This window comes from Anabaena sp. CA = ATCC 33047, assembly GCF_963870205.1.
Lineage (GTDB): Bacteria > Cyanobacteriota > Cyanobacteriia > Cyanobacteriales > Nostocaceae > Trichormus.
This window is the reverse complement of the sequence record NZ_CAWMSA010000044.1, coordinates 23,325-37,385: the sequence shown is the minus strand read 5'-3', so window position 1 is coordinate 37,385 and position 14,061 is coordinate 23,325. Positions and strand designations below refer to the sequence as shown.

General features: G+C 42.4%; 9 protein-coding genes. 6 read left to right on the top strand and 3 right to left on the bottom strand.

The genetic code is table 11. The features are described from left to right. Positions 1-20 precede the first annotated feature (20 nt). Positions 21-2,147 carry a glycogen debranching protein GlgX gene (gene glgX, locus AACS98_RS12245; RefSeq protein WP_066380151.1) on the bottom strand — a complete coding sequence of 709 codons (2,127 nt, stop codon included), beginning with the start codon at positions 2,145-2,147 and terminating at the stop codon, positions 21-23. A gap of 801 nt (positions 2,148-2,948) precedes the next feature. Between glgX and AACS98_RS12240 the strand changes: the two genes are divergently transcribed. The 6 genes from AACS98_RS12240 to treS all read left to right on the top strand — a co-directional run bounded on the left by AACS98_RS12240 (position 2,949) and on the right by treS (position 12,118). Further along, entirely contained in the window at positions 2,949-3,917 is a 969-nt protein-coding gene (locus tag AACS98_RS12240; RefSeq protein ID WP_066380149.1) for an SDR family oxidoreductase, read from the top strand. Between the two features lie 153 nt (positions 3,918-4,070). After that, the gene (locus tag AACS98_RS12235) at positions 4,071-4,895 is read left to right on the top strand and encodes an alpha/beta fold hydrolase (RefSeq protein WP_066380147.1); all 825 of its coding nucleotides are present in this window, start codon (positions 4,071-4,073) and stop codon (positions 4,893-4,895) included. After that, positions 4,861-6,354 (top strand): hypothetical protein, encoded by a 1,494-nt coding sequence (locus AACS98_RS12230; protein WP_231867015.1) that lies wholly within the window; start codon positions 4,861-4,863, stop codon positions 6,352-6,354. The genes AACS98_RS12235 and AACS98_RS12230 overlap by 35 nt, the downstream gene beginning before the upstream one ends. A gap of 98 nt (positions 6,355-6,452) precedes the next feature. Further along, positions 6,453-7,034: a general stress protein gene (locus AACS98_RS12225; protein ID WP_066380145.1), complete on the top strand. Its 582-nt coding sequence runs from the start codon at positions 6,453-6,455 to the stop codon at positions 7,032-7,034. 133 nt (positions 7,035-7,167) lie between these two features. Next, a complete protein-coding gene (locus AACS98_RS12220) occupies positions 7,168-8,178 on the top strand; it encodes a sodium:calcium antiporter (protein ID WP_066380143.1) in 1,011 nt (336 codons plus the stop codon). A gap of 583 nt (positions 8,179-8,761) precedes the next feature. Further along, positions 8,762-12,118 carry a maltose alpha-D-glucosyltransferase gene (treS, locus tag AACS98_RS12215; RefSeq protein WP_066380142.1) on the top strand — a complete coding sequence of 1,119 codons (3,357 nt, stop codon included), beginning with the start codon at positions 8,762-8,764 and terminating at the stop codon, positions 12,116-12,118. A 149-nt stretch (positions 12,119-12,267) separates the two neighbouring features. On the opposite strand, the gene AACS98_RS12210 is transcribed toward treS, so the two are convergent. Next, complete coding sequence (locus tag AACS98_RS12210) at positions 12,268-12,843, bottom strand: ureidoglycolate lyase (RefSeq protein WP_066380958.1); 576 nt, start codon at positions 12,841-12,843, stop codon at positions 12,268-12,270. Positions 12,844-12,976: 133 nt separating this feature from the next. Next, complete coding sequence (locus AACS98_RS12205) at positions 12,977-13,837, bottom strand: polysaccharide deacetylase family protein (RefSeq protein ID WP_066380956.1); 861 nt, start codon at positions 13,835-13,837, stop codon at positions 12,977-12,979. Positions 13,838-14,061 lie beyond the last annotated feature (224 nt).

Below are 14,061 nucleotides of genomic sequence, written 5' to 3'. Positions count from 1 at the left end.
TAATCCTAGTGAAAATTACCCTAACCAATGCAACGTAAAACCACGAGTGATCGCTCAACCATAGGTACAGTTTGATAACCTGAAACTAAATGGCGATGTTGCAGAAATCGTGTTTCATTCGTATCAATGATTATTTGCCATGCCCTATCTTTCAAACTACTAGGCAAAGCAAATTCCAGTGGCTCATAATGAGCGTTAAAAAATAACAAAAAACTCTCATCCATGATGCGTTCACCATGCGGGCCAGGAGTAGCAATACCCTCACCATTTAAGAAAATTTCCAATACTTTGGCATAACTCACCAGCCATTGTTCTTCACTCATCTCACTACCATCGGCATTAAACCAACCAATATCACTAATGCCAATACCATGAATAGGACGACCTTGAAACCACTTACGCCGCCGGAATACTGGATGCTGATGACGAAAATAAATCAACTCGCGTGTAAAGTCTAATAAATCCTGATTTGATGTTTGTAAATCCCAATGTCGCCAAGAAATTTCATTATCTTGGCAGTAGGGATTATTATTACCCTTTTGACTACAGCCCAATTCATCCCCACTTAACAGCATCGGCACACCCTGAGACAGCATTAACGTAGTCAAAAAGTTTCGTCTTTGACGTTCCCGCAAACGTAATACTTCTGGGTCTTCGGTTTCGCCTTCCACGCCACAATTCCAGGATTTATGATTGTTATCACCATCCTGATTATTTTCCCCATTGGCTTGATTGTGCTTGTGGTTGTAGCTGACTAAATCATTCAAGGTAAAACCATCGTGGGAAGTAATAAAATTAATACTTGCATTCGGACTGCGCCCGTTTGTTTGATATAAATCTGGACTACCAGTAAAACAATAAGCAAAACTTCCCAAACTATTATCCGCACCACGCCAAAAATCTCTGACAGTATCCCGATATCTACCATTCCACTCAGTCCAACGTAGGGGAAAGTTCCCTACTTGATAACCGCCTTCTCCCAAATCCCAAGGTTCAGCAATTAGCTTTACATCAGCTAAAACTGGGTCTTGATGGATAATGTCAAAAAAAGCGGCTAGGCTATCTACTTCATATAATTCTCGCGCCAACGCCGAAGCCAAATCAAAACGGAAGCCATCAACGTGCATTTCCGTTACCCAGTAGCGCAAGCTATCCATAATTAACTTTAAAACTTGAGCATGGCGCACATTTAAAGAATTACCGCAACCTGTAAAATCCATGTAGTAGCGGGGGTTATCCTCGACCAAGCGGTAATACACACTATTATCAATGCCTCGTAATGACAGCGTAGGCCCTAAGTGATTACCTTCAGCCGTGTGATTGTAGACTACATCTAAAATTACCTCAATTCCTGCAAAGTGCAGATCCTTAACCATCTGCTTAAACTCGGTGACTTGTTGTCCTAAAGCACCACTGGCACTGTAGGCAGCATGAGGCGCAAAATAATTAACAGAATCGTATCCCCAATAATTCCTCAATCCCTTTTCTATGAGATGCCCTGGATAGGATAAAAAATGATGTACAGGCATTAACTCAACGGCTGTAATTCCGAGTTTTTGCAGATGAGAAATCACTGCGGGATGTGCCAACCCAGCATAAGTACCACGCAATTCTTCTGGAACCTCTGGATGTAGCTTAGTCAAACCCTTGACATGGGTTTCATAAATTACGGTTTCATGCCACGGTGTATATAGTAGTTTGTCTTCTCCCCAATCAAAAGATTCATCAACCACAACACACTTCGGCACAATCTCAGCATTATCTACATCAGAAAAGGCTAAATCTGCTGCTAGTGCATCCCAAGAATAGCCAAAAATAGCCTGATCATGAATAACCTCGCGATCAATTGCCTTAGCATAGGGGTCAATCAGCAATTTATTGGGATTAAAACGATGTCCTACCTCTGGCGACCAAGGGCCATGAACTCTAAATCCATACCGATTTCCCGGCCCCACTCCAGGGACATAACCATGCCAAACAAAATTGGTTTTTTCTGTCAAAGGTAGCCGAATTTCTCCACCATCTTCATCGAATAAACAAAGGTCTACACCAGTGGCATTCTCTGAAAATAAAGCAAAATTTGTACCTTTTCCATCCCAATAAGCTCCCAAGGGATAAACATTCCCTGGCCAAAGTGCTACATACATAAATTATTTTCCCAAAGTCGGTTTTTTTTTCACAACCAACGCCAGATTAAGAATAAAGAAAACAACCAGGTTTTATTCCTCCTCGAAGTCATACCTCATCATTGCTCTAATTGGCTTCCTGCCAAAAATCATAATTTATTTGATGTGTTTAATTTCGTTTCAAGCATACCTTGCCTAAACTTTTCTAATAATTATTGTTTTGAATAATAAGTAGTAAAAAATTATCTTACTTCCATCAGAAGTCAGAATAATTATATATTTCAAAGGTTGTATACATTCTGTTTTTATTCGTATCTTTAGTCTGAATTTATACTTTACTTTTAGACTAAATTCCTATCATACTCAGACAAAAAATCTTCAGGAAATTAATATTTAGAAATTAGAGAGAGTTATTCTTAAAAAAACTGGGTATCAACATATGTAAAGCTCATAAAATCCCTAAAAACCCTAGAATTATCCTAATTAATCCTCAATTTAATAGGCGGTAATTCGATTTTAATCTCCTGCCAATAAATGGACATATCCAAGTATTTATAGCTAAGGTTTGTATCCTAAGCTCCTGCAAAAATGCCAATAAACTTCTATCTTAAGACGGTAATAAAAATTAGCTAAATAATGCCACATTAGAACCTATGTTTTAGTCAACGAAATTGTAGCCAAATAGGTAAAAAATCAAGTTTAAAACATAAAAACGGTGATTAACTGCCAGTAGGGAAAGAAATCATCAAAAAAACTAGAAATTTGTTGTAAATAACTGCGATGGCTGCGCCTACCGTAAGTATCGCTCAAGGAGAAAGGAAAATGCCACGACCAATACACAGTTCCGTCATAGTGATAACAGGTGCATCAAGCGGTATTGGGCGAGCCACAGCCCTAGAGTTTGCTAAACAACGAGCCACATTACTCCTAGCCGCCAGGCGTGAGGGTGCTTTACAGGAAGTTGCTCAAGAGTGCGAACACCTAGGCGCAACGGCGATAGCAGTACGAACAGATGTCACTTTTGAATCCGATGTACAAGCCTTAGCACGCCGCGCCATTGAATCCTTTGGACGCTTAGATGTGTGGGTAAACAATGCCGCAGTCAGCGTCTTTGCACGGTTTGAAGATGCACCTATGCAAGCTTTCCGACGGGTAATAGAGACTAATTTATTTGGTTACATTTATGGGGCGCGTGCGGCTTTACCCCACTTTCGGGAACAAGGAAGCGGTAACTTGATTAATGTGTCTTCAGGTGTAGGCGTAACGGGTCAACCATACACAATTCCCTACACGATTAGCAAGTATGCGATTCGGGGACTTTCCGATTCGCTGCGGATGGAATTGTATTTAGATAATGCGCCTGATATTCATGTTTGTACTGTGTTGCCTGGTTCGATTGATACACCGATATTTCAACACGCCGGGAATTACACAGGTCGCCAAACTAAACCCATGACACCTTTATATCCTGCCAAACAAGTAGCTGAGGCGATCGCCGGTTTAGTAGAAAGACCACAGCGCGAAATCATCGTCGGTCAAGCCGTGTATTTGCAAGTGTTACAAAAAACCTTGACTCCCGATGCCTTTGAACAGATGATGGCAAATCAAGTAGACCAAGACCACTTCCAAGATCATAAACCCGCCCCCCATACCGATGGTAACGTCTTCGAGCCAATGCAAGACTACACAGGCATCAGTGGTAACTGGTTAGTTCGAGATGGCATGACAAGTCAAGATATCTGGGATATGGCAAGACAAGCAGCGCAGAGAATAGGTTTACCCATGTCTTAAACAGAGAGTAGGGAGGAATCAATTCAAAATTCAAAATTCAAAATTCAAGATTTCTCCCCCTTTCTCTCTCTGCGCCTCTGCGCGACGGACACTTTGCTCAAGTCGGGAAACCCGCCCACGCAAGTGTCCTCCTCTGCGTGAAAAAACACCACCATGAACTTACCAAAAGGCAAACTAGAGAGCCAATACACCAACGTCAATGGTTTATCAATACACGCGCGAGTCTCATCACTTAAACCAGAGACTCCCGTAATCATTCTGGTGCATGGGTTGGTAGTTTCCAGTCGTTACATGACTCCCCTCGGCGAGTTACTAGCACCAGATTTTCAGGTGTATGCGCCAGACTTGCCCGGTTACGGTGAAAGTGACAAGCCAAAACACACCTTAGAATTACCAGAGTTGGCAGATATTTTATGCCAATGGATGGATGCAGTGGGAATTGAACGCGCAACCATGCTGGGTAACTCCTTCGGCTGTCAGATTATAGTTGAATTTGCCCTACATCATAGCGATCGCCTAGAACGAGCCATCTTACAAGGCCCCACCATTGACCCCCACGCCCGCACCTTACCGCAGCAATTATGGCGATTTTTCCGTAACGCTCCCCTAGAAAACCCCTCTCAAGCTCCCCTGCAAGCTTACGATTATTGGCAAGCTGGTTTTTCCCGCTTTATTCGTACCGTTCAAATCGCCTTCGCCGACCGAATTGAAGACAAACTACCCGATGTCCCCGTCCCCACATTAGTTGTGCGTGGTCGAGAAGACCCCGTTGTTAGCCAGCAGTGGGCGGAGGAAGTTGTGCATCTGTTACCAAATGCCCGACTAGCTGTAATTCCTGGTGGGGGGCATACCCTGAATTACAGTAGACCTCTGGAACTAACCCGCGTCACTCGTGCCTTCATTAACGCTACACAACCCTACTCAGTTGCAAAGGAGAAGTTAAATGCAAACGCCCTTTTATCAAGGAATGTTAGCTGATTGGATGGCACAATTACGCATAGCTCCGCCTTACATCGCCGGTTTTGACTCTGCCACGGCAATGTTACGGGCAACTGCTGCTTATCTGCGGGGTGAAGATTTTCCGGGGATGGGTTCAATGCCAGCCGCGTTAGAACCAATCTCGATTTTAATTAACAAGTTGCCCCGACCTGTAAAAGAGTTGATCTATACTGCTGGTAGTGCAGGGGAAGCCATTCCCGCCGCCAGGTTGGGAGATGTTAGCAGCGAGGTAGTCTCAGAATGGATGGTGAATGAGTACCCCCAACATCAATATCCAGCCGTGGCGATTGGTTCGGCTAGTGGTGCATTGGTGCATTTATGTGCAGCTTTAGGAATGCCTTGGCTACCTCAAACTTATTTAATTCCTGTACTCCACCCAGAATTACATCCCGATGAACCCCAAAAGGCGATGGAGTGGGGCAGGGAAAAAGCCAAGCCTTTGCTAAATGCTAACCCAGATTTGCAACTACATCACATGTATGACCCCAATCAAGACCGCTTGACTTTGCGGGGGATGACTTATTTTCGGGTGAAGCGTCGGGCTTTGGGGGAAACTTATAAACGCTTTTTGCAAAACTGCTTACCTAAAGGCGGAACGATTTTTATTGTTGAGTGTCAGCGAACTTGGCACACAACGCAAGTTGACGATCGCCACTTTTTCCAGTTTGGGGCGTTAGGTGGTGCCACCCCAGAGGAGTTTCTCTATGGTAGCCGACGTGTCAGCGAATATTTAGAACGCTATCATTCCCATCGCCGACAATGGGAAGCACCCCAACCTGATAGCGATCGCCCGGAAGCCGAATGGGGTTTTGAGCCTATGCTACGGGAAGATATCGAAAATTTCGCCCGCGATCGCGGTTATCATCTCCGGCGCATCGTCTTTAAAGAACCAGAACACCTCAGCCCCTTTGTGGCTGAATTATATCGTTGGTGGTACAAAAAACGGGGCATCATGGCTAACCGTTTGTTTGTCGAATCCTTCATCCTCCTAGAACCAATGTGGTCTTTGCGTACTGCTTCTGTACCATTTTGGATGAAGTTTAACATGGAACCGTCACTTGATTGGATTCAGCAATACTTGAAGCAGACAGAACCCTATGATGAAATTTATCTGATACTTTTCTCTCATGGGGTAGATGCGGCAGGTTTGCCGACTATCGAACAATGGCGAGAGGTGTTTAAGTATGCACGCCAGCGCGGCGAGTTCGTCGGGATTACAGAAGATTTTCCGCGCAACTTTCCCGCTTTAATCCAATATAATACCGAACTACCACGACTGATCAAAGCTCGTTATCCAGTTCCAGGTGCTTTGAGTTTAGAAGAACTAGATAAATTTATTGAACAAGTAGGCGATACTTTCCCCGTGCATTGGTTAGGAAAAACATCATTATCAGATGCTGACGGACAAGTTTTAACACCAATTCAAAATTTAAAATAGCCTACGGCTAAGTTTACGCCTACAAAATTCAAAGTTTAAACAATGATTAGATTCTCAATCCTCAATCTCCAGTCCCCACTCCCCACATCGAGGTGAATATGACAAATAATCATCCAAAAATCGGCTTAGGAGTATTTACTAAATCCTCAGAATTAGAACAAGCGATTAATCAATTAAAAGCGGCTGACTTCCCTGTAGAACAGATTTCTGTGATTGCCAAAGATGTAGAAAAAAGGGACGCAGTAGGCGATGTTAAGGTGAGCGATCGCATTGGTAAGCAAGATGTAAATACTACAGGCGCAATCGGGGATACACTGACAGCAACTACCTGGGGTGGTTTGTTGGTGGGTATTAGCAGTTTAGCTCTGCCAGGCACTTTAGGAGCAATACTAGCAGCAGGTTCGATAGGTGCGGCTTTAATTGCTAGCATCGGAGGTGTAGCAGTGGGAACAGCAGCCTATGAGAATTTAGTCAAGGCGTTGGTGAGTTTAGGCATACCGGAAAATCGAGCTAGAGTGTATAGCGATCGCCTCCAACAAAGTTATTATTTACTCATACTCAATGGCACAGACTCAGAAATTCATCGGGTAGAAGACAGCTTACGCCAGCATAGTATCCAAAACTGGGATATTTACGATTTACCCCAGCAGAATAACCTGAAAATTGGGGCTACAGGCTAGCAGCGACAGGTTAGAGACAGAAGGAAACAGAGATTTTCTAGCTCTGATTGTGGGATAAACAGCCTGTGGGATTTTATCTTGAAAGAGTGTTTTCATTCTTTTTGTTCCCATCTCACCATCTCTAGCCTTAATCATGCTGCTATTTATTCAAGTTCTGGTTTGCTTTATTTTAGTGATTGCGGTAGGAATCAAGCTTTCCCAAAGTGCCGATATCTTGGCAGAAAAAACTGGATTAGGACGTACTTGGATTGGCACCATCTTACTAGCGGGTGTGACTTCTTTACCAGAGTTAGCAACAGGAATTAGTGCCATAGTTATTTTTAATTCCCCAGACTTGGCTGTGGGGGGAATTTTGGGCAGTTGTTTATTTAATTTGCTGATTTTAGCACTATTGGATATTGTGACTGGCCCTGAGCCATTACTGAAACAAGCACAGATTAGTCATGGATTAGCCGCGAGTCTGGGTTGTGTGATGCTAGGTGTAGCGGCGGCTGGAATGCTGTTGGCACAAACCAATGTGAATTTAAGCTTGGGATGGGTGGGTATTCCCAGTGTGTTATTAATTTTGTTGTATTTTGTCAGTGCTAGAACCATTGCCCGATTTGAGTCTAGACGACGTGCTGCCGTGTTAGAAGAAGAAGTAGAGATTTTTCAATACGAAGACATAACTACTCAACAAGCTTATCGACAATTTTGTTTGCATTCAGTAGCAATTGTAATTTTAGGGGTGTGGCTAGCATTTTTAGGTGATCAAATTGCCGAAATTACTGGATTAGGCAAGAGTTTCATCGGTGCGATTTTATTAGCTACAGCGACTTCTTTACCTGAAATAGTGGCATCCGTGGCAGCAGTAAGACTCAACGCCGTAGATTTGGCAGTTTCTAACCTTTTTGGTTCTAATATCTTTAATTTAGCGATTCTTGGCATTTATGATTTAGTTTATCTTTCGGGTAGTCTGTGGTTAAGTATTAGCCGAATACATATTTTTACAGATATTGTAGCGATGGTGATGACCTCAATAGCGATCGCCGGTCTAATTTACCATGCCGTTAGTCGTTCCCGAATGTATCTCACTTGGGATGGACTAACTCTTATTTTTCTCTACATCGGCGGCATGTATGTTGTTTACCGTAATTTACTATGAAATGAATAACTAGCGATCGCTATCTGGGAACACTGTAATCATCAGTCAAGTCGCTTCTCTGCAAGACGCTACGCGAACGCTCCAATTCAAAATTAAAAATTCAAAATTCTTGCATTAAAGACAATTAGTGGGGGCTTGAACCCACCACTAATTTTTCGCGTAGCGTCCCGTAGGGAAGACCACTAAATTGAAAATTTAGTGGGGAGTCTTAAACCTGATTATTCATCCGCCAGTCGTACAGAATTTATTCTGAATTCTGACTCCTGACTCCTGTATTCTGGTAGATAAAAACCTTAACCAAAATGCTGTTGATAGTATCAATAAATTTTTAGCCTCTTAAACATGAGTGAAACGGTTAAGAGCAGTTGGTTTGATCATGAATCTTATTGAATTTCAACCCTGATTACAGATGTTTTAGGCAACGTCTCTATATTCATATTGTAAGTATTCGGTTGTTTCTGACTCTTTGGTTATAGTTCCTTTGGCTATGGGAGTCATCCCTGTGTTAGATTAATCCAGTCACAATCTGAGCTACTCTGAGGATGAAATTAACTTCTAATGATGTGGCTGGTAAATTATTTAAATGCCTAATTTAACTTTAGAAAATGACCCGTTGTGGTTTAAAAATGCAATAATTTATGAGTTACCTGTGCGGGCATTTGCTGACAGTAATGGTGATGGTATAGGAGATTTTCGGGGACTGACGGAAAAGTTAGATTATCTCCAAGAGTTGGGGATTAATGCTATCTGGTTATTGCCATTTTTTCCCTCACCTTTAAAGGATGATGGTTATGATATTGCTGATTACACCAGTGTGAACCCGATTTATGGTTCGTTGGCAGATTTTAAACAGTTATTGACTGCTGCCCATCAGCGTGGAATTCGGGTAATTATTGAGTTAATTATTAACCATACATCTGATCAGCATCCTTGGTTTCAACGGGCGCGGCGTTCACCAAAAGGCAGTCCAGAACGAGATTTTTATGTCTGGAGTGATAGCCCGGAAAAATATCAAGAAGCACGGATTATTTTTCAAGATTTTGAAACTTCTAATTGGGCTTGGGATGCAGTCGCTAAAGCATATTATTGGCATCGTTTCTACTCCCATCAGCCTGATTTAAATTATGATCATCCCTTAGTGCGTCAAGCTGTATTTGAGGTTCTAGATTTTTGGTTGGGGATGGGTGTTGATGGGTTGCGTATGGATGCAGTTCCTTATTTATATGAACGGGAAGGAACGAACTGCGAAAATTTACCAGAAACTCATGGGTTTTTACAAGAGTTGCGATCGCACGTTGACGCGAAATACCCTAACCGGATGCTGCTAGCAGAAGCTAACCAATGGCCAGAAGATGCAGCCCAATATTATGGTACAGGGAATGAGTGTCAGATGAACTTCCATTTTCCCCTGATGCCACGTTTATTTATGGCGTTGCGAATGGAAGATAATTTTCCCATTGTCGATATTCTCCAGCAAACTCCACCCATTCCTGATAATTGTCAATGGGCGTTATTCCTCCGCAACCATGACGAACTTACCTTAGAAATGGTGACGGATGAAGATAGAGACTTTATGTATAAGGTATATGCTCAAGACCCAGTAATGCGGCTGAATTTGGGCATTCGTCGCCGATTATCGCCACTTTTGGGAAATGACCGCCGTCAGATAGAATTACTTAATAGTTTACTGTTATCTCTGCCAGGTACACCGGTGATATATTATGGTGATGAGATTGGCATGGGTGATAACGTTTATTTAGGCGATCGCAATGGTGTCAGAACTCCCATGCAGTGGAGTGCAGATCGAAATGCTGGTTTTAGTCGCGCTAATCCCCAGCGTTTATACCTGCCGGTAATTATAGACTCAGAATACCACTATGAAGCGGTGAACGTGGAAGCTCAACGGGCTAACCCTAACTCTCTGTGGTATTTCATGAAGCGGTTGTTAGCAACTCGTAAACGCTTTCAAGCTTTAGGAAAAGGACATTTAGAATTACTACACTCTAGTAACCGTAAAGTTTTCGCTTTCATCCGTCGCACATCCACAGAACAAATTCTCGTCGTCGCCAATTTATCCCACTACGTCCAAACAGTAGGTTTAGACCTTTCAGCATACAACGGACTGCTACCAGTGGAGATTTTTGGCAATACGGAATTTCCCAAAATTGGCGAATCAGCTTATTTTCTCAGTTTGAGTCCCTACGGCGTTTATTGGTTTACTCTACAACCTAAACCTAGTTTGACTCAACCACCCAAACCGCAAGCAGAGTTACCTACATTAGTGGTGACGGATGCCTGGCAAAATGTGATTTCGCAACGAGAAGTTAAAGCCGTTTTAGAGTCAACACTGCGGGATTATCTCTATACCTGTGATTGGTTTGGTGGTAAAACTCAGACTGTACAATCAGTGCAAATTACTGAAGCGATCGCCATACCCTATAATCAGAAGTTAGCTGAAATTGTCTGGTTACAGGTGGAATATCTGCAAGCCAGTCAGGAAACATATCTATTATTTTTAGCTTATGCCGAAGGTGAACCAGCACTGCACCTATTAGCGGAAACACCACAGGCTGTCATGGCGCGTCTGCAAGTGCAAGCACAAGAAGAAGTCGGAATTTTATATGATGCTTTAGCAGACAAAGACTTTATCTTGGCATTGTTAGATATCATTGCTGATCATCGCACCTATCAGGGAACAACCGGCGAATTATTGGGTACAGCCACAGATTTATTTCCCCACAACCAACCAGCAATTTATCGTCATCCTACCGTCAAAGAAGGAGGAGAACAAACCAAAACTTATATCATGTATGACGATAGCCTGTGTTTGAAACTATTCCGCAAAGTCGAAACAGGTATGCACCCTGATTTAGAAATTCGGCGATTTTTAGGTGAGAAAAAACGCTTACAACATTTTGTACCGGTAGTTGGAGCGTTAGAATATCGCTATCCTCATAAATCAGGATATAGTCCCGCTTTACCTGTGACTGTTGGTATTTTACAAGAGTTAATTTTAGACACCCGCAGTGGTTGGGAATATACCCTTGATAGCTTACGCCACTATTTTGATGTTGTCAGCACCGAACAAGCCAATATTGCCGAAATGCCTCTATCATCGGCTTCTTGGCTAGATTTACAAACAAACGAAATTCCCGACTTGGCAATACAAACTATGAACTCTTACCTGCCAAATGTGCAACTATTAGGTAAGACTACAGCTGAATTGCATATTGCCCTTGCCGCCGACACAGATAACCCCGACTTTGCGCCAGAACCTTTTTCATCATTTTATCAGCGTTCCATCTATCAAAATGGCCGCAACTTAACCGGGCAAGTCTTTCGGGTACTGCACGAAAAATTAGCATCATTACCAGCCAATACCCAACAATTAGCCTTAGAAGTCATCAATAGCCAGCATGAAATTTTATCATGTTTTCAGTCAGTAGTCAAACAAAAAATTACAGCTAAACGGACGCGTTATCATGGGGACTATCATCTAGGGCAGTTGCTATATACAGGTAGAGACTTTATCATTACACATTTTGAAGGAAAAGCCGCCAGGAGTTTGAGCGATCGCCGGCGCAAGCGATCGCCCCTCAAAGATGTAGCATCCATGTTAGTATCATTTCAATACGCAGTCACTCAAGCCTTACGCCAAGAAATCGCCAGTGGGATGATTGTCCCAGAAAATCAGCCTGTGATGGCACAATGGGCGCAGATGTGGTACACCTGGGTAAGTAAAGCCTTTTTAAACTCCTATTTAGCAACAGCGAGCCAAGACACCTTTTTACCGAAATCAACCGCAGAATTGCAAGTATTACTAACTACTAGCGTCTTAGAAAAATTGATTGACACCCTAGACTCAGAACTGAAACATCGCCCAGACTGGGTAGAAGTACCACTACAATTAATTCTACAACTGCTCATAGAAACTTTGTGAAGTCAAGATTGCAGTTTTCGGTAATGAATAGCGACAAATTCCTGTATATACTCACTATCATTAGATCAGAAATAATCATTGGTGACGGCGATTGCTCAAAGTTTTCTGAGCAATCGTTTTTTTTCTGAAGCTTAACAGCAACACCCCACTCAAAATTCTAATTGAATCTCACAATTTAAGCGTTGTGGCAGTGAAATCTTATACACATCACCCTGATTCATTTCGCCCGGAGTCTGCATTTGACTCAAAGCCGTGACGACCTCATCAGAATTAGCTGTTAAAATCACCACAGGGCGATCATCGCCAGCTATAGGAAAATCATGCCAAGTACCGAGATGTAACAACAAACCTTGTCCAGCCTGAAAACGCAAAGCCTGAACTTGACTTAAACTAGGTAAATCCTCCCCAGCCTGATGATTAGGTGGAGCCATCACCATAATAAACGGAGCCTGACCCAAAGCGATAAACATTTGAGTCATATACAGATGCCTTTCCAACCAAATAACTGGCGGATATCCCGGTAAAATCTTCGCAGTTCTAAAAGTTGCCCTTCCCCGATAGATAAAATCTACATTTTCCCCTTCCAATACCCTATCTTGATAAAAAGGAATACCCAACCCTGGCTTACAGACATCATCCCCCAACAAAAACCCATAAGGTTGAACATTTTCCGCATTAGCATCAAATACAGGTACCCTTAAAACTGGAGTTGAAGAAGTAGCCATACCACTAACCCAAATGCCTCTAATAAATCGTGCATCCAAAACCAAAAACCTTCACTAACTCTCTGCGTTCCTACCCTGCGGGAACGCCTAACGGCGTATGCGTTACCTCCGCGCACCTTTGCGTTGAAAAATTTTAATCAATCCTTTCCTCAACCATCCAATCATAAATCCCCTCACCAGTAGTTAACCAAGTATTAGGATGACCTTTAATATATAATAAACATTCCTTTAAATACTTTAACCGCAGAGGTTGACCAACAATAAAAGGATGCAACCCAATAGCCATAACCCGCCCTTGAAGTTTACCATCTTGCCAAAGTTGATCAAATTGGTCAATAATTGCTTGCGAAAATTCAGCACCAGAAAAGCGATTACTCAAACACAAACTAATATCATTAGCTTCGATAGTATAAGGAATAGCTAACAATTGCCCATCAGACACAGGATACCAAAAAGGTTGCTCATCATTTACCCAGTCAGCAGTATAAACAATACCCGCCGCCTGTAATAAATCAAAAGTTGATTCAGTAATTGAAAAACCTGGCGTAAGCCAACCTTTAGGAATTTTGCCAGTAGCTTCGCGGAATAAATCTAAAGTTTGATTAATTACCTGAGTTTCTGTTTCTCTATCCATGCCACTATGCCCAGTGGAATTATTTAAGCCATGTGCCATGACTTCCCAACCACATTGTGTGATAGCTGCCATAATTTCTGGATAAAGCGGACAAATTTCCCCATTTACTGCGGCAGTAACCGGAATTTCCAACTCAGCAAATAATTCCAATAACCGCCAAATTCCCACTTGATTCCCATAGTCTCGCCAACCATAGTTAGCAATTTCTGGATAACTATTTAAATGAGGTTGAATAGCTGTCCCTAATTTCCCAAAAGTGAAATGTTCGATATTCATGACTACCCACACAGCCACTCTGGCATCATGGGGAAGTTTAAAGATGGGACGTTGTGAAATTGGTTGAAAAGATGGAGGCTGTATCATCATAATATAAATGTCAAGATTTGCGGATTTGAACAAGTAGGAATTAGCCCCAACTCACTGTTGATTCATCGGGTGCGTGATGTTACCTATAACGTCTCTAAAATTCAGAAACAGTATCACTTGTAAATTAATATATACCCTGCTCTCAGAAAAAAGCCTTATAACCAACGACGGATGTAAAAGCTGACTAAATCACTCAGGATAAAGCCAAACTGGCAACA